General features: G+C 75.1%; 16 protein-coding genes. 7 read left to right on the forward strand and 9 right to left on the reverse strand.

The features are described 5' to 3' along the window. Positions 1-690, reverse strand: coding sequence for a cysteine dioxygenase (locus ACYX4T_RS11675; protein ID WP_476014679.1), 690 nt, complete (start codon positions 688-690; stop codon positions 1-3). A gap of 304 nt (positions 691-994) precedes the next feature. Between ACYX4T_RS11675 and ACYX4T_RS11680 the strand changes: the two genes are divergently transcribed. Beyond that, on the forward strand, positions 995-4,954 hold the full coding sequence (locus ACYX4T_RS11680) for an ABC transporter ATP-binding protein (RefSeq protein WP_476015248.1): 3,960 nt from the start codon (positions 995-997) through the stop codon (positions 4,952-4,954). A 4-nt stretch (positions 4,955-4,958) separates the two neighbouring features. Here the strand turns inward: ACYX4T_RS11680 and ACYX4T_RS11685 are convergent, their stop codons facing one another. Next, entirely contained in the window at positions 4,959-5,591 is a 633-nt protein-coding gene (locus tag ACYX4T_RS11685; RefSeq protein ID WP_476014680.1) for a class F sortase, read from the reverse strand. A gap of 1 nt (position 5,592) precedes the next feature. Next, positions 5,593-6,300, reverse strand: a complete 708-nt coding sequence (locus tag ACYX4T_RS11690) for a CHRD domain-containing protein (protein WP_476014681.1) — start codon at positions 6,298-6,300, stop codon at positions 5,593-5,595. A 244-nt stretch (positions 6,301-6,544) separates the two neighbouring features. Here ACYX4T_RS11690 and ACYX4T_RS11695 point away from each other — a divergent pair, with 244 nt between their 5' ends. The 4 genes from ACYX4T_RS11695 to ACYX4T_RS11710 all read left to right on the forward strand — a co-directional run bounded on the left by ACYX4T_RS11695 (position 6,545) and on the right by ACYX4T_RS11710 (position 12,226). Beyond that, entirely contained in the window at positions 6,545-7,096 is a 552-nt protein-coding gene (locus ACYX4T_RS11695; RefSeq protein ID WP_476014682.1) for a sigma-70 family RNA polymerase sigma factor, read from the forward strand. Further along, positions 7,093-7,875: a zf-HC2 domain-containing protein gene (locus tag ACYX4T_RS11700; protein ID WP_476014683.1), complete on the forward strand. Its 783-nt coding sequence runs from the start codon at positions 7,093-7,095 to the stop codon at positions 7,873-7,875. The genes ACYX4T_RS11695 and ACYX4T_RS11700 overlap by 4 nt, the downstream gene beginning before the upstream one ends. Positions 7,876-8,150: 275 nt before the next feature. Continuing rightward, positions 8,151-12,029 carry a multifunctional oxoglutarate decarboxylase/oxoglutarate dehydrogenase thiamine pyrophosphate-binding subunit/dihydrolipoyllysine-residue succinyltransferase subunit gene (locus ACYX4T_RS11705; protein WP_476015249.1) on the forward strand — a complete coding sequence of 1,293 codons (3,879 nt, stop codon included), beginning with the start codon at positions 8,151-8,153 and terminating at the stop codon, positions 12,027-12,029. 20 nt (positions 12,030-12,049) lie between these two features. Further along, the gene (locus ACYX4T_RS11710) at positions 12,050-12,226 is read left to right on the forward strand and encodes a DUF6104 family protein (RefSeq protein ID WP_476014684.1); all 177 of its coding nucleotides are present in this window, start codon (positions 12,050-12,052) and stop codon (positions 12,224-12,226) included. 70 nt (positions 12,227-12,296) lie between these two features. Here ACYX4T_RS11710 and ACYX4T_RS11715 read toward each other — a convergent pair whose 3' ends face one another. Then, positions 12,297-14,051, reverse strand: coding sequence for a sigma-54-dependent Fis family transcriptional regulator (locus tag ACYX4T_RS11715; RefSeq protein WP_476014685.1), 1,755 nt, complete (start codon positions 14,049-14,051; stop codon positions 12,297-12,299). A 179-nt stretch (positions 14,052-14,230) separates the two neighbouring features. Between ACYX4T_RS11715 and ACYX4T_RS11720 the strand changes: the two genes are divergently transcribed. Continuing rightward, positions 14,231-15,193 carry an alpha/beta hydrolase gene (locus ACYX4T_RS11720; RefSeq protein ID WP_476014686.1) on the forward strand — a complete coding sequence of 321 codons (963 nt, stop codon included), beginning with the start codon at positions 14,231-14,233 and terminating at the stop codon, positions 15,191-15,193. 46 nt (positions 15,194-15,239) lie between these two features. Next, positions 15,240-16,895: a flavin-containing monooxygenase gene (locus tag ACYX4T_RS11725; RefSeq protein WP_476014687.1), complete on the forward strand. Its 1,656-nt coding sequence runs from the start codon at positions 15,240-15,242 to the stop codon at positions 16,893-16,895. Positions 16,896-16,940: 45 nt separating this feature from the next. Here the strand turns inward: ACYX4T_RS11725 and ACYX4T_RS11730 are convergent, their stop codons facing one another. The 5 genes from ACYX4T_RS11730 to ACYX4T_RS11750 all read right to left on the reverse strand — a co-directional run bounded on the left by ACYX4T_RS11730 (position 16,941) and on the right by ACYX4T_RS11750 (position 21,462). After that, a complete protein-coding gene (locus tag ACYX4T_RS11730) occupies positions 16,941-17,954 on the reverse strand; it encodes a CobW family GTP-binding protein (protein ID WP_476014688.1) in 1,014 nt (337 codons plus the stop codon). A gap of 107 nt (positions 17,955-18,061) precedes the next feature. Further along, positions 18,062-18,985 (reverse strand): ABC transporter substrate-binding protein, encoded by a 924-nt coding sequence (locus ACYX4T_RS11735; RefSeq protein ID WP_476014689.1) that lies wholly within the window; start codon positions 18,983-18,985, stop codon positions 18,062-18,064. Between the two features lie 13 nt (positions 18,986-18,998). Beyond that, positions 18,999-19,742, reverse strand: coding sequence for an ABC transporter permease (locus tag ACYX4T_RS11740; protein ID WP_476014690.1), 744 nt, complete (start codon positions 19,740-19,742; stop codon positions 18,999-19,001). Between the two features lie 2 nt (positions 19,743-19,744). Further along, the gene (locus ACYX4T_RS11745) at positions 19,745-20,374 is read right to left on the reverse strand and encodes an ABC transporter permease (protein ID WP_476014691.1); all 630 of its coding nucleotides are present in this window, start codon (positions 20,372-20,374) and stop codon (positions 19,745-19,747) included. Continuing rightward, positions 20,371-21,462: an ABC transporter ATP-binding protein gene (locus ACYX4T_RS11750; RefSeq protein WP_476014692.1), complete on the reverse strand. Its 1,092-nt coding sequence runs from the start codon at positions 21,460-21,462 to the stop codon at positions 20,371-20,373. The genes ACYX4T_RS11745 and ACYX4T_RS11750 overlap by 4 nt, the downstream gene beginning before the upstream one ends. Positions 21,463-21,610 lie beyond the last annotated feature (148 nt).

Here is a 21,610-nt window from a genome sequence, read left to right on the forward strand (position 1 = left end):
TCACCCCGGCGATCCTCCCGGCTCGACGAGCTCCGAGCGCGTGCGGCGCAGCACGCCGCCCTCGACGGCGTAGTACGACATGGCCGACAGCGGCGGCGAGTAGGCGTGGACGCTCACGGCGGTCTCGGCGGCCCGGTTGCTGACGTCGTGGACGTGGCCGAGGCCGAAGGCGACGCTGCGGCCCGGGTCGACGACGCGGCGGCGCAGGCCCGGGCCGCGGGCGGCGATCTCCTCGGCGGCGCAGGCGCCATCGTCCTCGCTGCCCGGGGACCAGCGCCACTCGGTGAGAGCCCCGCGCACGACGGTCAGCGCGCCGAGCGAGCCGCCGTGGTCGTGCAGCTCGGCGGCCTGGTCGGTGGCCCAGGAGATCAGCCAGACGTCGAGGTGCGCGTCGGCGTGCAGGCGCCGCGACCAGCGGTGGACCGGGTCGACGACGACGGGGTGAGGGCCGGCCGTCCCGTCGGTGGCGACCTCGGTGGCGACCTCGGTGGCGACCTCGGTGGCGACCTCGGTGGCGACCTCGGTGGCGACCTCGGTGGCGACCTCGCGGGTCAGCGCGACGAGGTCGGCGAGGCTCGCCGGGGTGGGGCCGTCCCGCCAGCGGCGACGGTCGGGGCGCCGCGAGCGGGGGCGGGTGAACGGACCGGGCGCGGGGAGGGGGCGCGGCGGGTGGTCGACCAGGGCGGTCACAGGGGTCGTCCTCCGGAGGGCGGGCGTCCGCGCACGCACGCACCCGGCCCTCTCGGGCCGGTCCCGGTGGGGGTGCGGTGCGCGGGCGAGGGACGTCGCGGCCGGTCGGCACGCGACGAGGCTCGTCAGGCCCGGCGACACCCCTGGTCGAACAGGTGCGCACGGCGGCTCTCCCACAGGGGGCCGAGGAGGAAGTGCTGCACGCGCACAGTGGACCACGCCGCCCGGGGTGCGTCACCCCCCGGGTCGGGGCCGCCGCTCGTGATCCGCGCTCGGCGCGGCGGGCCGTCGGGGGGCCGACCTACTGTGGAGGGGCTCGCCCGCACCACACACCCCGGAGGGCACCACGGAGCGCACCACGGAGCAGGCCCGCCCCACCCGCGGCTGGGTCCGCCGCCTCGCCCGCGACTGCTGGCGTCGCCCCACCCTCACCGTCGCGTCCCTCACCGCCTCCGTCCTCGGGGTCAGCCTCGAGGCGATCGGCCCGCTGCTCATCGGCACCGCCGTCGACCGCGCCGTCGCCGGCTCCACCGAGGGACTGGGGCTGCTCGTGGCCGCCATGGTCGTCATCGCGGTCGTGCGCTTCGGCGCGGCCTTCCTGCGGCGCTACCTCGGCGGTCGCCTGTCGCTCGGCGTCCAGCACGACCTGCGGCGCCGCGTGTTCGGGTCGGTCTCGCGGCTCGACGGCCCGAAGCAGGACGCGCTGCGCACCGGGCAGGTGGTCTCGCGCGCGAATTCCGACCTCCAGCAGGTCCAGGGCCTGCTGGGCATGGTGCCGCTGGTCGCGGGCACGCTCGGGCAGCTCGTCGTGTCGGTGGCGATCATGCTGTGGCTCTCGCCGCTGCTCACGGTGGTCTCACTGGTGGTGCTGCCGGTCGGCGTGGTGTTCACCGGGCGGATGCGCCGACGGCTCTTCCCCGCGACGTGGTCGGCGCAGCAGCGCGCGGCCGAGGTGGCCCAGCACGTCGAGGAGACCGTCACGGGGGTGCGCGTCGTCAAGGGCTTCGGCCAGGAGACGCGCGAGGTCGGGCGGCTGCGCGAGGCGGCGCGCCGCCTCTACGCCGAGCGCCTGCGCGCGGCGTGGCTCAACGCGAAGCTCACGCCGACGCTCTCGGCGCTGCCCACCGTCGGGCAGCTGGTCGTCTTCGCGCTCGGCGGTGCGCTCGCGGTGGGCGGGCAGATCTCGCTGGGCACGTTCATCGCGTTCACCGCCTACGTGGCCGCCCTCGTCGGCCCCGCGCGGCTGGTGGCGGGCCTCGTCGTCATGGGCCAGCTCGCCCGGGCCGGCGTCGAGCGGGTGTACGAGCTCATCGACTCCCAGCCCGAGATCGTCGACGCCCCGCAGGCCCGCGCGGTCCCCGACGGCCCGCTCGGCGTCCGGCTCGACGACGTGCGCTTCGGCTATGCGCGCAGCGAGCCGGTGCTCGACGGGCTGTCGCTGGACATCCGGGCGGGCGAGACCGTCGCGCTCGTCGGCACGGCGGGCTCGGGCAAGTCGACGGTCGCCCTGCTCGCCCCGCGGTTCTACGACGTGCAGGGCGGTGCGCTGCGCATCGGCCCGGCCGACGACCTCGTCGACGTGCGCGACGTGCACCTCGAGGAGCTGCGGCGCGCGGTCGGCGTCGTGTTCGAGGAGGCCTTCCTCTTCTCCGACACGGTGCGGGCCAACATCGCCTACGGCTGCCCGGAGGCCACCGACGAGCAGGTCCGCGCCGCGGCGGTCGCCGCCCAGGCCGACGGCTTCATCGCCGCGCTGCCCGAGGGCTACGACACCCGCGTCGGCGAGCGGGGCCTGACGCTCTCGGGCGGCCAGCGCCAGCGCGTCGCGCTCGCCCGTGCCCTGCTCTACGACCCCCGGGTGCTCGTCCTCGACGACGCCACCTCCGCCGTGGACGCCACCACCGAGGCGGCCATCGGCGAGACCCTGCGTCGGGTCACCGCGCAGCGCACGACGCTCGTCATCGCCCACCGGCGCTCCACGCTCGCGCTCGCCGACCGCATCGCCGTGCTCGACGGCGGCCGCGTCGTCGACGTCGGCACCCGCGCCGAGCTCGAGGCCCGCTGCCGCCTGTTCCGCGAGCTGCTCGCCGGACCGTCGGAGCGCATCGACGAGACCGGCCGGGTCGACGAGGACGGGGACACCCCGGGGGGCGGCGACGACGTGGCGACCGCGCCCGCCGGCGCCCCCGCCGGCCCGCCCGCCGGCCCGCCCGCCGGCACTGCCACCATCGCGCCCGCCGGCACCCCCACCATCACCCGCGCCCTCTGGCCCGACGACCCGGCGCCCGACCGTCCGGTGCCCGCGCCGGCGCCCGCGGTCGCGTCGGCCGGGGCGGAGGCGCTCGCGGGCGGCATCGACGGCGGCGCGTCCCCCGAGATGCGCACGCAGCTCGACCGGCTCCCGCCCGCCACCGAGGAGCCCGACCTGCACGGCGAGGACCCGACCGCGCCCGACCCGGCCTTCCGTCTGGGCCGGCTGCTGCGCCCCGTGCGCTGGGCGCTCGCGCTCGCCGTCGTGCTCCTCGCCCTCGACGCCGCCGCCACCGTCGCCTTCCCGTCGCTCGCGCGCCTCGCCGTCGACGGCGGCATCCAGTCGCGCTCGCTGGACGTGCTGTGGCTGGCGGTCGGGCTCGGCGTCGTCGTGGTGGCCGTCGACTGGCTGGTCGTCGCCGCGCAGACCGTGCTCACCGCACGAATCGGCGAGGGCCGGCTCTACCTGCTGCGCACCCGCAGCTTCGCCCACCTGCAGCGTCTCGGCCTCGACTTCTACGAGCGCGAGCTTGGCGGCCGGATCATGACGCGGATGACGACGGACGTCGACGCCCTGTCGTCGTTCCTGCAGACCGGGCTCGCCCAGGCGTTCGTCGCCCTGCTGACCATCATCGGCGTCGCGGTGGCCCTGCTCGTCACCGACGTCGAGCTGGCCCTGGTCGCGCTCGCGGTGATGCCGGTGCTGGTGGTGGCGACACTGATCTTCCGGCGTCTCGTGTCGGTGGCCTACGCCGAGGCGCGCGAGCGGGTCGGGGTCGTCAACGCCGACCTGCAGGAGAACGTCGCGGGCCTGCGCGTGGCCCAGGCGCACACCCACGAGGCAATCTCCGCGGCCACCTTCTCCGACAACAGCGACGCCTACCGCCGGGCCCGGCTGCGCGCCCAGCGCCTCATCGCGACGTACTTCCCGTTCGCGGCGATGCTCTCGGACCTCGCCCAGGCCGCGGTGCTCGGCGTCGGCGCGGCACGTGTGGCCACCGGCGGCCTGTCCCCCGGCGTGCTCACCGCGTTCCTGCTCTACCTCGCGATGTTCTTCGGCCCGGTCCAGCAGCTCTCCCAGGTGTTCGACGGCTACCAGCAGGCGCGCATCGGCCTGCTGCGCATCGGCGAGCTGCTGCGCACGCCGACGTCGGTGCCCGCGCCCGAGCACCCGGGGGCGCGGGGCGACCTGCGCGGCGAGGTCGAGCTGCGCGACGTCGGCTTCTCCTACGCCGGCGCGCAGACCCCGGCGCTCTCGGACTTCTCGCTGCACGTGCCGGCCGGGCGCACCGTCGCGCTGGTCGGCGCCACGGGCGCGGGGAAGTCGACGGTGGTCAAGCTCGTCGCGCGGTTCTACGACGCCACGTCGGGTGCCGTGCTCATCGACGGCGTCGACGTCCGCGACCACGACCTCGAGTCGCTGCACCGGCACCTGGGCGTCGTGCCGCAGGAGGCGCACCTGTTCGTCGGCGACGTCGCCTCGAACATCGCCTACGGCGACCCCGAGGCCACGCCGGCCCGCATCGAGCAGGCGGCGCGCGACGTGGGGGCGATCGACATGATCGGCACCCTGCCGGGCGGCTTCCGCCAGCCCGTCGGCGAGCGGGGCGGCGGCCTGTCCGCCGGGCAGCGCCAGCTCGTCGCCCTCGCCCGCGCCGAGCTGGTCGACCCGCGCCTGCTCCTGCTCGACGAGGCCACCGCCGCGCTCGACCCCGCCACCGAGGGCGCCGTGCTCGCGGCCGGTGAGCGGCTCGCGGCGCCGCGGACCACGTTCGTCGTCGCCCACCGGCTCGCGACCGCCGCGCGGGCCGACCACATCGTGGTGATCGACGGGGGCCGCATCCTCGAGGAGGGCACCCACGCCGAGCTCCTCGCCCGCGGCGGCGCTTACGCACGCCTGTGGCGGGCCGGGGCCGGCACGGTCGACGACGTGGTCGGCAGCGACGGCGCCGACGGGCTCGACGGGTTCGCCGGGCCGGACACCGACGCCGAGGGTCTCGTCCGCGCCGGCTGACCGGTCACGCCCGCCGGGCGTGCACCACGAGGTTGTCGGTGTAACTGCGGGCGCCGCGGTCGAAGTCACCGGCGCACGTGACCAGGCGCAGGACGTCGTCCGGCGTCGCCCCGAACACGGCGAAGGTCGGGAACCGGTCCTTGGCGACCTGCTCGGTGCGCTCCACGACGTAGCGCGCGACGTCCCCGCCCGCCGTGCCGACCTCGATCTCGTCGCCGGGGCGCAGGTCGCGCAGCCGGTAGAACACGGCCGGGCCGCTGCGGGAGTCGACGTGCCCGAGCAGCACCGTCGGCCCGCGGGCCCCGGGGACCGGGGCGCCGCGGGCCGGGTCGAACCAGCCGATGCGGGCGTAGTCCTGCGGGACCTCCGCCGCCCCGTCGGGCGCGACGCCGAGCGGGACCACCGTGTCCTCGTCCACCCCGATCGCCGGCACGCGCACGCTCGCAGGCACGACACGCGCGTCGGCCGGAGCGGACCCGCTGGTGCTGGGTCCGGTGGTGGGCCCGGTGGGGGTGGGCCCGGCGTCCGGGCGTGGCCCGCCGGCGCACCCGGCGAGCAGCGCCGTGAGCAGGACGAGCGCGGCGACGCCCCGGGCGCGGGGCCCGGAGCGTCGCCGCGCCGTGGGGCGTTCGGTCACCTCAAGAGCGCGCTCCGCGCCGGCGCACCAGCGCGACGCCCGCGCCGACCGCCGCGAGGACGCCCGCGCCGACCGCGATCGCCGGGGCCGCGGCGTCGTCGCCGGCCGTGGCGGTCGCCCCGGCGCCGGTCTCGACACCGCCCATGGGCACCGGCGTCAGCTGGCCGCGCACCGCACCGGCCGTGTACTCGGCGGTGTGGGTGTCACCGAAGAACGCCGCCGGGTTCTCCTCGATCTCGCGCAGGGAGAACCCGGTGCCGGTGTCCTGTCCGTCGGCCATCACGCCCGTGGTGAAGGGTCCCTGCAGGCAGCCCGAGCTGGTGCGCGTGTCGCCCTCGCCCTCCGGGTCCGGGAACGCGATGCGGGGCGGCCCGGACATGCCCGGCTGCGCCTCGTGGATGTGCGTCGCCGTGCGGGCGGGGCTCTCGTAGTCCCCGGTGACGCCGTTCAGCGTGAGGTCGTAGCAGATGATCTCTTCGTCGCTGTTGATGCGGTAGTTGAAGGTGCCGGTCGCCCCCGGCTGGCCCGGGACGGACTGTCCGTCCGAGTTCACGATCGTGTCCGGGGTCGCCATGACGGTGAACATCGAGGTGAAGCTGTCCGGCTCGGCGACCTCGGTGTCGGCCGCGAGCGCGGCACCCGAGGACAGGGCGAGCGCACCGGCGGTGAGGACGGACACGGCGGCGAGCTTCGGGAGGGTACGGCGCACGAGGGCCTCCAGGGGGGTGAGATGTCCGAAGTGCCCGTCTCTACGGCGGCCTCGCGGCCCGCGTTCACCGCGCGGCCGAGGGCTTCTCCGGCCGCCCCGGGTGAACGCCGGGGACCGGGGCGCCGTAGCCACCACCGTGATCCGCGCCGACCTCGCCCACGCGCCGGTGGTCCGCTACGTCACGACGCGGTCACACGACGTCGGCCAGGATGCTCCGAACGCCGGGACGGTGCGGGGAGAACGGGTGAGCGAGGCAGCGGGAACGGCGCGCCCGCCGGTCGACCTGCGCCGGATCGAGGACCTCGAGGCCGCCTACCGCGCGCACGCCGGCGAGCTCGAGCGCTTCGCCCTGCGCCAGCTGCGCGACCCCGGCGCGGCCGCGGACGTCGTGCAGGAGGTGTTCGTCCGCGCCTGGCGCCACGCCGCCCGCTACGACGCGGCGGTCGCGAGCCTGCGCGTGTGGCTGTTCACCATCGCCCGCAACGTCGTCGTCGACACCGTGCGGCACGCGCGCAGCCGCCCGGGCACGCCGACCGCCCCCGCCGACCTGTCGCTGGTCTCGGCGGGCGCGCCCGACTTCAGCCACGACCTCGTGACGGCGTGGTTCCTCGAGGAGGCCCTGACCCGCCTGGGCGCCGAGCAGCGCAGCGCGATCGTCGAGACCTACGTCCGCGGCCGGCCCTACGCCGAGGTCGCCGCCGAGCAGGAGGTTCCCGTCGGCACCGTGCGCAGCCGGGTGTTCTACGGCCTGCGCAACCTCCGGACCATCATGGACGACATGGGAGTCCCGCTGTGACCACCGGATCCGGCGCCCCGCTCCACGACCGCCTGCGCGAGCAGCTGGGCGCCTACGCGCTCGGACAGCTCGAGGGCGCCGAGCGCGACGAGGTCGCGACGCACCTGGACTCCTGCCCCGACTGCCGGGCGGAGCTCGCGGCCCTCACCCCGCTCGCGGGTCCGCTCGCCCGCGTCGATCCCGATGCCCCGCACGGCGACGCCGTGCCGCTCGTGCCCGCCCGGCCCGGCGATCCCGGCGGGTTCGCCGACGTCCTCGACCGCCTGCGTCGCGAGCCCGGGGCCGGGGCGCCGGACGGGGTGCCGGACGGGGTGCCGGACGGCGCCGGCGCGGTCCCCGCCGCCGTGCCGCTCCGGGCCGGCGGCCCGTCACCGGCGCGACACCGTGCCCGGCGCCCGGTGCTCGCGGCGGCCGCCGCGGCGCTCATCGGGCTCGCCGGGGTCGGGATCGGGCTGGCGGTCGCCGGGGCGGGCGAGCCCACCGTGGAGCCGGTGACGGTCCAGGCGCTCGACCCCGCGGTGCGCGCCAGCGCCGGCACGATCGACCACACCTGGGGGGTGGAGATGGTGCTGACCGGGTCCGGGTTCGCCGAGGGGCAGGTCTTCGAGGTCACGGTCCTCGACCGCGCCGGTCGCCCCGTCCCCGCCGGGGCCTTCCGCGGCACGGGGCCGACGGAGATGGTCTGCCGGCTGAACTCGGCGGTGCTGCGCGACCAGGCGGCCGGGTTCGTCGTCACCGACGCCGACGGCGACGAGGTGCTCCGCTCGCGGTTCACCTGACGGACAGGAACCGCACGAACCGCCGCGGTCGACCGCCGAACGCGTGATTCCGGGTACGCACCGTGTCGGGCGGATGGCGCAGCGCCACCGGAGCAGCTGTCCGGGTGGGTGTGGACCGGTGCAGTAGGCGACAGGGCACCGACCCTGCGCGGTGTCAAGCGCTAATCTGGACACGCTTCCGACGCCACCGCGACGACTGATTGAGGCGATCCCTAGTCGTGTCGAGTAGTAGCCCGACCGCCCAGTTCGGACCCAACGAGTGGCTGGTCGACGAGATGTACCAGCGCTACCTGGCCGACCCCGACTCCGTCGACGCCGCGTGGCACGACTTCTTCGCCGACTACAGCCCCGACACCGCCCCCGACGAGGCGGGCGCACACACGAGCGCCGGCAACGCCGCGAACGGCTCCCGCCCGCTGTCGGCGGGCGCGGCCGAGTCGGCGGACTCCGCCGAGTCGGCCGAGCCGGCGGAGTCGGCGGAGCCGGCGGCGGGCGACCGGGACGCCGGCGCCGCGTCGACCACCGCCGCGTCGACCGCCGCGAGCGCCACGACGAGCACGTCGACGGACACGTCGGCCCCGAGCACCTCGTCGACGCCGTCCTCGGGCCCGAGCAGCCAGGGCGGCGGACAGGGCGGCGGTCAGGGCGGCGGACAGGGCAGCACCCCGAGCCGCCCGGCCACGCCGACGTCGACCCCGACCGGCGACCGGGACGCGGCGAGCAAGCCCGCGGCCGGCACGACGAGCCCGGCGAAGTCCGCGCAGCCGGGCGCCTCGAACGGCGCGGTGGAGACCACCAAGCCGCTGCGCGGCGCCGCGAACGCCATCGCCAAGAACATGACGGCGTCGCTGCAGCTGCCGACGGCCACCAGCGTGCGCGCGGTGCCGGCGAAGCTGCTCGCCGACAACCGCATCGTGATCAACAACCACCTCAAGCGCACGCGCGGCGGGAAGGTGTCGTTCACCCACCTGCTCGGCTACGCGATGGTGCGCGCCCTGCAGGCGTTCCCGAACATGAACCGGCACTTCGGCGAGGACGAGAAGGGCAAGCCCGCCGTCGTCGACCCCGGTCACGTCAACCTCGGCCTGGCGATGGACCTGCCGGGCAAGGACGGCTCGCGCTCGCTCGTGGTGGTGGCCCTCAAGGGCACCGAGAACATGAACTTCGCCCAGTTCTGGGCCGCCTACGAGGACATGGTGCGCAAGGCCCGCACCGGCTCGCTGACCAGCGAGGACTTCGCCGGCGTCACGATCTCGCTGACCAACCCGGGCACCATCGGCACCAACCACTCGGTGCCGCGCCTGACGGTCGGCCAGGGCACCATCGTCGGCGTCGGCGCGATGGAGTACCCCGCCGAGTTCCAGGGGGCGAGCGAGGAGAAGCTCGCCGACATGGGCATCAGCAAGATCATCACGCTGACGTCCACGTACGACCACCGGATCATCCAGGGCGCCGAGTCCGGCGACTTCCTGCGCCGCATCCACCACCTCGTGCTCGGCGAGGACGGCTTCTACGACGACATCTTCGCGTCGCTGCGGATTCCCTACGAGCCGATCCGCTGGCGGCAGGACCTGCCGTCGTCGCAGATCGACCGCACCGCGCGGATCATCGAGCTGATCGACGCGTACCGCACGCGCGGCCACCTCATGGCCGACACGGACCCGCTCTCCCACCCCCAGCGCAAGCACCCCGACCTCGACATCGCGTCGCACGGCCTGACGCTCTGGGACCTCGACCGCGAGTTCCCCGTCGACGGGTTCGCCGGGCGCGGGTGCATGAAGCTGCGCGACGTCCTCGGCGTCCTGCGCGACTCGTACTGCCGCACCATGGGCGTCGAGTACATGCACATCCTCGACCCCGACAAGCGCACCTGGCTGCAGGAGCGCATCGAGCGCCCGCACGAGAAGGTGCCGGTCGCCGAGCAGAAGTACATCCTGTCGAAGCTCAACGCCGCCGAGGCGTTCGAGGCGTTCCTGCAGACCAAGTACGTCGGGCAGAAGCGCTTCTCGCTCGAGGGCGCCGAGACGGTGATCCCGCTGCTCGACGCCGTGCTCGACACGGCCGCGGCGCACGAGCTCGACGAGGTCGTCATCGGCATGCCCCACCGCGGGCGCCTCAACGTGCTGGCGAACATCGTCGGCAAGCCGGTGTCGCAAATCTTCCGCGAGTTCGAGGGCAACCTCGACCCGGGCCAGGCGCACGGCTCCGGCGACGTGAAGTACCACCTCGGTGCCGAGGGCAAGTTCTTCCGCATGTTCGGCGACGGCGAGACGACGGTGTCGCTGACGTCGAACCCCTCGCACCTCGAGGCCGTCGACCCCGTCATGCAGGGCATCGTGCGGGCCAAGCAGGACATGCTGGACAAGGGCCCGGAGGGCTTCACCGTCCTGCCCGTCGCCCTGCACGGCGACGCCGCCTTCGCGGGCCAGGGCGTGGTCGCCGAGACGCTGAACCTCGCGCTGCTGCGCGGCTACCGCACCGGCGGCACCGTGCACGTGATCGTCAACAACCAGGTCGGCTTCACCACCGCGCCCGAGCACACCCGCTCGACGCACTACTGCACCGACGTGGCGAAGATGATCGACGCGCCGGTCTTCCACGTGAACGGCGACGACCCCGAGGCCTGCGTCTGGGTGGCGCGCCTGGCCGTCGAGTTCCGCGAGCGGTGGAACTCCGACGTCGTGATCGACATGATCTGCTACCGCCGCCGGGGCCACAACGAGGGCGACGACCCCTCGATGACCCAGCCGGAGATGTACGACGTCATCGACGCCAAGCGCTCGGTGCGCAAGACCTACACCGAGTCGCTGATCGGCCGCGGCGACATCTCGCTGGACGAGGCCGAGCACGCGTTGCGCGACTACGGCAGCCAGCTCGAGCACGTGTTCAACGAGGTCCGCGAGCTGGAGAAGGCCGACCCCGAGCCCAGCCCGTCGGTCGAGTACGAGCAGGCCGTGCCGAACTCGCTGCAGACCGCGGTGCCGCTCGACGTCATCCAGCGCATCGCCCGCGCCCACACCGAGCTGCCGGAGGGCTTCGCGGCCCACCCGCGCGTCAAGCCCGTCCTCGACCGCCGGGGCAAGGCCGCGGCGACCGACACCGAGGAGGGCATCGACTGGGCCTACGCCGAGCTGCTGGCGTGGGGGTCGCTGCTGATCGACGGCAAGCTCGTGCGGCTGTCCGGCCAGGACTCCCGCCGCGGGACGTTCGTGCAGCGCCACTCGGTGCTCATCGACCGCCACGACGGCTCCGAGTACGTGCCGTTGCGCCACCTGACCGCCGACCAGGGCAAGTTCATGCCGTACGACTCGGCGCTCTCGGAGTTCGCGGCGGTCGGCTTCGAGTACGGCTACTCGGTGGCCAACCACGAGGCGCTCGTGCTCTGGGAGGCGCAGTTCGGCGACTTCGTCAACGGCGCTCAGTCGATCATCGACGAGTTCATCTCGTCCGGTGAGGCCAAGTGGGGCCAGACCTCCGACGTCGTGCTGCTGCTGCCGCACGGCCACGAGGGCCAGGGTCCGGACCACACCTCGGGACGCATCGAGCGCTTCCTGCAGCTGTGCGCCGAGGGGTCGATGACCGTCGCGCTGCCGTCGAGCCCGGCGAACTACTTCCACCTGCTGCGCCGCCACGCCACCGACGGCGTCCGCCGCCCGCTGGTCGTCTTCACGCCGAAGTCGATGCTGCGGAACAAGGCGGCGGTCAGCCCGGTGGAGGAGTTCACCAGCGGCGGCTACCGGCCGATCCTCGACGACCCGGCCTTCGCCTCCGGCGGCACCGACGGGGTCACGCGCCTGCTGCTCTGCGCCGGCAAGCTCTACTACGAGCTGGTCGCCGCGCGGGAGAAGGCGGGCCGCAGCCACGACACCGCGATCGTGCGGATGGAGCAGCTCTACCCGCTCGCCACCGAGGAGCTCGCAGCCGTGCTCGACCGGTACCCGAACGCGGGCGGCGACGTCCGCTGGGTGCAGGAGGAGCCGGCCAACCAGGGCGCCTGGCCGTTCCTGGGCCTGTGGCTGCCGGAGCGGATGAACGGCCGCCTGCCCCACCTCCAGCGCGTCTCCCGGCGCCGCATGGCCGCCCCGGCCGCCGGTGTCGCCAAGGTGCACGAGGTGGAGCAGAAGGCGCTCATCGCCGAGGCCCTGGCCGACTGATGGGGCGGGACTAGCCGGCCGTGTACTTCACCGACCGCGGGATCGAGGAGCTCGAGGAGCGGCGGGGCGAGGAGGAGGTCAGCGTGGCGTGGCTGGCCGACCGCCTCCGCGCCTTCGTCGACGCCCACCCCGAGCACGCCGGGGCGGCCGACCGGTTCGCGACGTTCCTCGCCCGCGACGACAGCGACGACGAGTAGTCGCAGGGCCTGAGCGAAGGGCACCCTCGATCGGATGGACCGGCGAGGGGCGCCCGTCGCCGGTCCTCAGTCAGAGCCCGAACTCGCGCATCTTCCGGTAGAGGGTGGTGCGCCCGATCCCGAGCGCCCGGGCCGCGTGGCTGCGGTTGCCGCCGGCCGCGCGCAGGGCGGCGACGACGGTGTCGCGCTCGGCGCGCTCGAGCAGGCCGGACGCGCGGGTGCCGGCGCGCAGCTCGGGCGGCAGGTCGGCCGGCTCGACGACGTCGCCGCGGGCCCGCCGGGCGAGCGCGACGACGGTCGTGCGCAGCTCGGCGACGTCGCCGGGCCACGACCAGGCGGCGAGCCGGTCCCAGGTCGCGGGCGCGAGGCGCGTCGCCCGCTCCGGCTCGGGCAGGTCCGCCAGCACCGCGCGGACGAGCACCGGCAGGTGCCCGCGGCTCTGCGCCAGTGAGGGCAGCCGGACGACGGTGGCGAGCCGACGGACGGGGCCGAGCACGGCGGGGCCGGCGCGCTCGGGGTCGAGGGTGAGCGCGACCGCCGCCCGCGGCGCCGCCTCGACGGCGGCGACGAGGTGGGCGAGGTCGTCGGGAGCCAGGAGGTGGACCCGCCGCACGAGCACGCCCTGCCCGGCGGCGAGGGCGGTGTCCACGACCGCCCGCCAGCCGTGCTCGCGCGCCGGGTCGACGACGACCGGGGCGTCCGCCCCCTGCCGCGCCAGGACCCGCGCCGCGGTGGTCCGCTTGCCGGTGCCCGCGCCGCCCGCGACGGCGACGCGCTCGCCGTGGCGCACCGCCGCCGCCAGCTCGCGGTCGGCCTCGGGCACGTGGTGCAGCGGGGCGTGGAGCTGTCGGCGGGCCGGCGTCGCGTCGAGGCGCTCGGCGCTCGGCGGCCGGCCGGGGAGCAGCCGCACGCTGAACGCGGTCCGTCCGCCCTCGCGGATCGGCTCGACGAGGGCGTCGCGGAACCCGTCGGGCAGCGGGACCGACATCCGCGTGCACCGGTGCGGGGCGCGTTCGGCGAGGTGGCGCCAGAGCAGGGGGTGCAGGTCGGGCCCGGTGTGGACGAGGCCCTGCCGGTTGGCGAGCACCGTCTCCTCGTCGACCACGAACACGCCGTCGGCGGTGCCCTCCACCGCGAGGTAGGACCGGACGAGCCGGCGGCGGCGCTCCCCCGCCCCGTCGAGCAGGCGCTCCTCGATCTGGCGACCGATGTCGCTGGTCATCACGGTCATCAGCGGGTGCACGTCGCGCAGCACGCACGCCAGCGAGAACGACCCGAGCATGCGCCCGGTCCACGGCTCGACGATCGGGGTGCCGGCGCAGGTCAGGTTCTCCAGGCGCGGGTTGTAGTGCTCCGGGCCACGGACGAGGACGGGACGGCGCTCGACGATCACGGTGCCCAGACCGTTGGTGCCGACGGCGTGCTCGGAGAAGTCCGACCCCTCGACCGCGCTGGCGCGGTCCATCTCGGTGCGCTGCCGGCGTTCCTCGGCGTGCCGCACGACGATCCGCCCGGTCTCGTCCGAGAGCACCATCGCGACGGGGACGTCGGCGAAGCTGTCGCGCAGGCGGTCGAGGACCGGGGCGGCGGCGCGGGCCAGCACCGGCGACACGTCGTCGGTCGGGCGGTAGGGGATGTGGGCCGGGTCGGCCGGCACGCCCTCGCCGACGCAGCGCCGCCAGCTCGTCTCGATCAGCGACGGCACGCCGGTGCGTCCGGGCGGGACCACGAGCACGCCCTCCCCGACGAGGGCCTCCCGGCGCTGCCGCGTCCGGCGCACCTGCTCCGAGGACAGGCTCGGCCGGTGGCCCTCGTCTGGCTGCATCGTCGCCTCGCACTCCGGTCGCGGCCCCCGACCGCGCGCACCCGATCACCACAGTGCCCCACGTCACAGCCGCGGCGCCAGACCGCGGCGCGCACGGAGCTGTTCCGGATCGGCACACCCCGTGGCGGGCGCGGTCGGGGACGGTCCCGGGAGGCGATCGAGGTGCGAGGAGGCACGCCATGGCGGAGACGACGGCGGAGACGAACACAGCGACGAACACGGCGACGAACACGGAGGCGACGACCGGCTCGGCGGAGGCGGACGCCCTGCGCGCCCTCTACGCCGACTGGACCGCGATCCTCTCCTCGACGCCCGACCTCACGACCCGGCTCTTCCGCAGCATCTTCGACGAGTGGCACCAGGCCACCCGCGAGCCCGAGGACGTCACCTACGCCGAGGACACCGTCGGTGGGGTCCCCGGCCTCTGGGCGCTCCCGATCGGCGCGCACCGCGGCCAGGTCCTGCTCTACCACCACGGCGGCGGCTTCGCGGTCGGCTCGGCGTCGAGCCACCGCAAGCTGGCCGGGCACGTCGCCAAGGCGCTGGGCGTCACCGCCTTCGTGCTCGACTACCGGCGCGCCCCCGAGCACCCCCACCCGGCCCAGGTCGAGGACGGTGTCGCGGCCTTCGTCGGCCTCACCGAGCGCGGGATCCGTCCCGAGGACGTCACGACGATCGGGGACTCGGCCGGCGGCAACCTCGCCGTCGCCGTCCCGCTGGCGCTGCGCGAGCAGGGGCGGCCGCTGCCCGGGCGGGTCGTCGCGTTCTCGCCGTGGCTGGACATGGAGAACACCGGCGAGAGCCTCGTGACCAACGCGGCCACCGATGCGCTGGTCACCGTCCCGCTGCTCGAGGGCATGATCGCCGGCGTCCTCGCCGACGGGGCGGTCCACCCGCGGACGCCGCTGGCGAACCCCTTGCACGCCGACCTCTCCGGGCTCCCGCGACTCTACGTCAACGCCGGGGGCGCCGAGTCCCTGCGCGACGACGCCGTCCGGCTGGCCGCCCGCGCCGAGGCGGCGGGTGTCGACGTGACGCTCTCGGTCGTCGACGACATGCAGCACGTCTTCCCGTTCCTGGCCGGTGCCGCCCCCGAGGCCGACGCCGAGATCGCCGCCGTGGCCGCCTGGTACCGGCGCTGAGCGCCCCCGCCCGAGCACCCCTCTCCCGAACCGCGAGGAGAACCCGATGAACACCCCGACGAGCACCACCGGCACCCTCGGCAGCACGGACCTCGACGCCGTCGTCATCGGCGCGGGCTTCGGCGGCATCTACATGCTCCACCAGCTCCGCGACCGCCTCGGGCTGCGCGCCCGCGCCCTGGAGAAGGGCGGCGGGGTCGGCGGCACCTGGTACTTCAACCGCTACCCGGGCGCGAAGTCCGACACCGAGGGCTTCGTGTACCGCTACTCCTTCGACCGGGACCTGCTCGCCGACTACGACTGGAGCACGCGCTACCTCGACCAGCCCGACGTCCTGGCCTACCTCGAGCACGTCGTCGAGCGGTTCGACCTCGCGCGGGACATCCAGCTCGACACCGAGGTCACCGAGGCCGTCTTCGACGAGGATCGCGCGGTCTGGCACGTCTCCACCGCCGCCGGCGAGCGCTTCACGTGCCGCTACCTCGTCACCGCGCTCGGGCTGCTCGCGCGCACCAACATCCCCGACCTCCCCGGCCTCGACGACTTCGCGGGCACCGTCGTCCACACCAACGCCTGGCCCGCCGACCTCGACCTCCGCGGCAAGCGCGTCGGCGTCATCGGCACCGGGTCGACCGGCACGCAGTTCATCGTGGCCGCCGCCCCGATGGCCGAGCACCTGACGGTGTTCCAGCGCTCGGCGCAGTACGTCGTGCCGTCGGGCAACGGGCCGGTCGATCCCGACGAGGTGGCGCGGACCAAGGAGGACTTCGACGCGATCTGGGAACAGGTGCGCGGGTCGGTCGTGGCGTTCGGCTTCGAGGAGAGCGACGTCCCGGCCATGAGCGTGTCGCCGGAGGAGCGCGAGCGGGTGTTCCAGGAGAACTGGGACAAGGGCAACGGCTTCCGGTTCATGTTCGGCACGTTCAACGACATCGCCACCGACCCCGACGCGAACGCCGCCGCGGCCGCGTTCATCCGCTCGAAGGTCGCGGAGATCGTCGACGACCCCGAGACCGCCCGGAAGCTCACCCCGACCGACCTCTACGCCAAGCGCCCGCTGTGCAACGAGGGCTACTACGAGGTCTTCAACCGCGACGACGTCACGCTCGTGTCGATCAAGGAGAACCCGATCGACAGGATCACGCCGGCCGGGGTGCGCACCGCCGACGGGGTCGAGCACGAGCTCGACGTCCTCGTGCTCGCGACGGGGTTCGACGCGGTCGACGGCAACTACCGGGCGATGAACCTGCGCGGGCGCGGCGGGCAGCACATCGACGAGCACTGGGCCGACGGACCGACGAGCTACCTGGGCGTGTCGGTGACCGGGTTCCCGAACATGTTCATGATCCTCGGCCCGAACGGTCCCTTCACCAACCTGCCCCCGAGCATCGAGGCGCAGGTCGAGTGGATCGCGGAGCTCGTGCGGCGGGCCGAGGAGTCCGGCGCCGCGGCGGTGGAGCCCACCCGGGACGCCGAGGACCGGTGGACGGAGACGTGCCGCGAGGTCGCCGACGCGACCCTCTTCCCGAAGGCCGACTCGTGGATCTTCGGGGCGAACATCCCCGGGAAGCGCAACGCGGTGATGTTCTACATGGCCGGGCACGCCGCCTACCGCCAGCAGCTCGCCGACGTCGCCGAGGCGGGGTACGAGGGGTTCACCATGGCCGGCGTGCGGGAGCGAACGGGGAGTCTGCGCGCGTAGAGGCAGCGAGATACCCGTTCGCTCCCACCGGCCGGGGGCGCCCGCTCAGACCGCGTCGACGCGCTCGGACTCCTCGTAGCGCAGGACCGGCAGCAGCGAGGGCTCCGGGCGGGCGGGGTCGGCCGTGCAGGCGTTGATCGCCGCCTCCAGGCCCGCTGGGTCGAGGCCGGCGCCGAGGAACACCAGGCGGGCGCCGGCGACGTCCACCGACCGGGGCGCCGGCCGCACCCGGATCGCCGTCCCGACCGTCTGCACGACGAACGGGGCGGCGCCGGGGAAGCGGACCACGCCCTTGGACCGGAACACCCCGGACGGCCCCGCCTCGAGGAACGCCGCGAACCGTGCCGGGTCCAGCGGGGCGTCGCGCTCCACCGCGACGCTCTCCCAGTCGGCGTGGGCGTGCTCGCCGGCCGGGTGCTCCTCGCGCAGGAGAGCGTCGAACGACAGCTGGCCCGACCGCGGCGGGCGGCGGCGGGCCGGCGGGTCGACGAGCAGCGCCGGGTCGAGCGCCCCGCGGACCACCGGGAGCACCGGGCCGGGAGCGACGGAGCGGAGGGACGCCAGCAGCGGGGCGGGGTCGGCGACGCGGTCGACCTGGTTGAGCACCACGAGGTCGGCGAGCCGGACCACGCCGTCCTGCTCCCCCACGCCGTCGGGACCGGCGCCCGCGTCGACCACCACCACCAGCCCGCCGTACGCCGCGTGCCGCGCCTCGCCGGCGACCGCGTCGAGCAGCAGGCGCACCAGCTCGCGCGGCTCGGCGAGGCCGCTGGCCTCCACGACGACGAGGTCCAGGCGCGCCGAGGGCGCCGTCAGCTCGGCGAGCAGGCCGGCGAGGCCGTTGGCGTCGGTGGTGCAGCACAGGCAGCCGTCGGCCAGCGACGTCACCGCGCTGGCCTGCCCCGCCACCAGCATCGCGTCGATCCCGATCGCGCCGAAGTCGTTGACGACGACGCCGACCCGGACGCCGTCGGCGCGGCGCAGCAGGTGGTTGACCAGCGTCGACTTGCCGGCCCCGAGACGACCGGCGACCAGCACGACGGGGACGCGGCGGGGCACGCGCCCACCCTCGCACGCCGGCCCCGGCGCGGCCCCGCCCCGGAGCGAACGGGGGGTTTGCGCGCCAAGAAGCAGCGAGATACCCGTTCGCTCCGGAACGGGCGCGCCTACCGGATCCCGGCCTGGTTCAGCCAGTCGCGGGCGACCTGGGCCGGGTCGGGACGGTCGGGCCCGGCGAGGCGCTGGTTGAGCGCGGTGAGCTGCGCGGTGTCCATGCTCCGCGAGATCTGGTTGAGCGTGTCGGTGACGCGCGGTTCGGCCTTCGCCCGGTTGATCAGCGGCACCACGTTCTGCGCCGCGAAGTTCGACCGCGGGTCGTCGAGGATGACGAAGTCGTTCTCGGGGATCGAGGCGTCGGTGGTGAACAGGTCGGCCGCCTGCACCGTGCCGTCGCGCAGCGCCGCGACCGTCAGCGGGCCGCCGGCGTCGAGGGCCCGGAACTCGCGGAACCGGCACCCGTAGAGCCGCTCCAGGCCGGGGATGCCGTAGGGCCGCTCGGCGAACTCCGGGGGGCCGCCGAAGGTGATCGTCGGGCACAGGGGGGTGAGGTCCTCGATCGAGCGCAGGTTGTTCTGCGTCGCGAACGCCCGGGTGACCACCACGGCGTCCTTGTCCTGCGCCGGGCTGGGCTCGAGGACCTGCAGCTGGGGCGGCAGGGCGGCGACCACCTGCTGGTACACCTGGTCGGGCGCGGTGGCCGTCGTCTGCGGGTCCAGGAACTGCAGCAGGTTGCCGGTGTAGTCGGGCACGAGGTCGATCTCGCCGCGCTCGACGGCCGGGAAGTACGTCTCGCGGCTGCCGATGCCGAAGCGCCGCTCGACGGTGACGCCGCGGGTCTCCAGGGCCGTCGCGTAGATCTCGGCGAGCAGCCGGTTCTCGGTGAAGTTCGCCGAGCCGATGCGGACCGTGCCCTGGGCCGAGGGGCCGGCGGGCTCGGTGGCGAGCGGGTCGGAGTCGCCGCCGCAGCCGGCGAGGAGCACGCCGACGGCGGCGAGCGCCGCCACGATCAGCGCGCGCGGGGATCGGATCACGGTCGGGCCTTTCTCACGAGGACGCCTGTCTCGACGCGTCCGGGGTCTGGGCGGGCGGGGTCGGGGCGGGCGGGGTCGGGGCAGCGGGTGCGCGGCGCAGCCGCAGCCGGTCGGGACCGGGGGTGACCAGGCGGCCGAGGCCCTGCAGCACGAGCTCGAGGACGATCGAGAGCACGGCGACGACCAGCGCGCCGCCGAGCATCTCCACGAAGTCGCGCACGGCGAAGCCGTCGATGATGAAGCGCCCGAGCCCGCCGAGGCCGACGTAGGCGGCGATGGTGGCCGTCGCGACCACCTGCAGCGTCGCGAAGCGCAGCCCGCCGAGGACGAGCGGCACGGCGGCGGGCACCTCGACCTGCAGGAGGATCTGGCGCTCCCGCATCCCCATGCCGCGCGCGGCGTCGACCGCCCCGGGATCGGCGCCGGCCACCCCGGAGTAGGCGCCGGCGAGCAGCGGCGGGATGGCGAGCAGCACGAGCGCGAGGGTCGGGGGCAGCAGCCCGAGGCCCAGGAGCAGCACGAACAGCACCAGCACGCCGAGCTCGGGCAGCGCGCGCAGCCCGTTCGCGACGCCGACGACGGCGAGCCCGCCGCGGCGCGTGTGGCCGATGACCGCGCCGACCGGCAGCGCGATCACCGCCGCGATGGCGACGGCGAGCAGCGTGTACCCGAGGTGCTCGAGCACGCGGGCGGGGATGCCGGAGGACCCGCTCCACTGCGCGGGGTCGGCGAACCACTCGCCGAGACGGCCGAGCACGGCTACACCCCCGCCCGCGACCACGGCGTGAGCGCGCGCCCGAGCCCGAGCCACAGCGCGTCGAACACGAACGCGAGCACGACCGAGCCGACGATGCCGGTGGCGACCATCGCCGTGTAGTCCTGCTGGAAGCCGTCGGTCATCAGCGTGCCCAGCGACTGGATGCCCACCAGCGCACCCACGGTGACCAGCGAGAACGCCGACACCGACGCGACCCGCACGCCCGCGGTGAGCACCGGGACGGCGAGCGGGAGCTGCACCCCGAACAGCAGGCCCGTGGGCCGGTAGCCCACCGCGACCGCCGCCGTCGTGACCGTCGCCGGCACCGCGTCGAGGGCCTCGGCGACGCTGCGCACGAGCAGCGCCACCGTGTAGAGCGTCAGGGTCAGCCCCACGTTGACCGGGCTGAGGATCGGCGTGCCGAGCAGCACCGGGATGAACACGATCAGCGCCAGGGACGGGACGGTGTAGAGCGCGCCGGACAGCGGCACGAGGACACGCCGCGCGGCCGGCGAGCGGTGCGCCCACCAGCCCAGCGGCAGGGCGACGAGCAGCCCGAGCAGCACCGGCACCAGCGCCAGCAGGACGTGGGCGACGACGAGGTCGTCGAGGTCGTACCCGAAGACCCTCACCGGGCCGGGTCCCTCTCCAGCAGCGCCAGCACGTCGTCCGCGTCCACCCCGCCCCGGTAGCGGCCCTCGCCGTCGACGGCCACGCCGCGGCCCGCCGGCGAGCTCAGCGTCGCGTCGAGCGCCCCGCGCAGGGTGCCGGCGCCGTCGGACGGTGCGGCCGAACCGTTCGGGCCGCCGTCGGTGACGTAGAGCGAGCCGAGGTCGTGACGCGCGCCGTCGGGACCGAGCCACGCCGCGGGCCGGTCGCCGTCGAGCAGCACCGTCCACTCCCCCGGCGGGCCCGCGCCGTCGGACCCCTCGACCCGCGTCGGCAGGTCGGCGAGCCGCAGGGCGCCGGCCGGCACGAAGCCCAGGCGCCGGTAGCCGCGGTCGCGCCCGACGAAGCCGGCGACGAAGTCGTCGGCCGGGGCGGCGAGCAGCTCGTCCGGCGGGGCGAACTGGGCGAGCCGGCCGCCGACGCGCAGCACCGCCACCCGGTCGCCCAGGCGGATCGCCTCGTCGATGTCGTGGGTGACGAAGAGGATGGTCTTGCCGAGGTCGGCCTGCAGGCGCAGCAGCTCGTCCTGCAGCTCGACGCGCACCACCGGGTCGACCGCGGAGAACGGCTCGTCCATGAGCAGCACCGGCGCGTCGCCGGCGAGGGCCCGCGCGACGCCGACGCGCTGCTGCTGGCCGCCGGAGAGCTGCGCGGGCCAGCGCTGCGCGAGCGTGCCGTCGAGCCCGACGCGCTCGAGCACCGCGGCCGCGCGGGCCCGCGCCTCGCGCCGCGACAGGCCCTGGAGCACCGGGACGGTGGCGACGTTGTCGATGACCCGCCGGTGCGGGAACAGGCCCGCCTGCTGGATGACGTAGCCGATGCCGCGGCGCAGCTCCGCCGGGTCGCCGTCGGCGACGTCGCGGCCGTCGAGATGCACCGAGCCCGACGTCGGCTCGACCATCCGGTTGACCGTGCGCAGCGACGTGGTCTTGCCGCAGCCCGACGGCCCGACCAGCACCGTGATCTCGCCCTCGCGCGCCGTCAGCGTCAGCGAGTCGAGGCCCACCGTGCCGTCGGGGAAGCGCTTGCCCACACCCCGGAACTCGATCACGTGCCTGGCTCCCGGGGATCGAAGTCCGGCGGCTCACGGTCGGCCACCGGGTCAGCGGGTGAATCTAACCGGAGCCCCCGACAGCCGCGACCGATCCGGGTCGACGGAGTGGCGTGACGGACACTGATCGTCCGCGGAGCCACTCCGC

The sequence above is a fragment of the Actinomycetospora sp. ABD4_176 genome (assembly GCF_056311855.1).

What these genes read in the sequence shown, in the direction of transcription:
- ACYX4T_RS11705 (WP_476015249.1), top strand. Translation starts at nt 8,151, where the DNA reads ATGTACCAGCGCTACCTGGCCGACCCCGACTCCGTCGACGCCGCGTGG.
- ACYX4T_RS11725 (WP_476014687.1), top strand. Translation starts at nt 15,240, where the DNA reads ATGAACACCCCGACGAGCACCACCGGCACCCTCGGCAGCACGGACCTC.
- ACYX4T_RS11715 (WP_476014685.1), bottom strand. Translation starts at nt 14,051, where the DNA reads ATGCAGCCAGACGAGGGCCACCGGCCGAGCCTGTCCTCGGAGCAGGTG.
- ACYX4T_RS11720 (WP_476014686.1), top strand. Translation starts at nt 14,231, where the DNA reads ATGGCGGAGACGACGGCGGAGACGAACACAGCGACGAACACGGCGACG.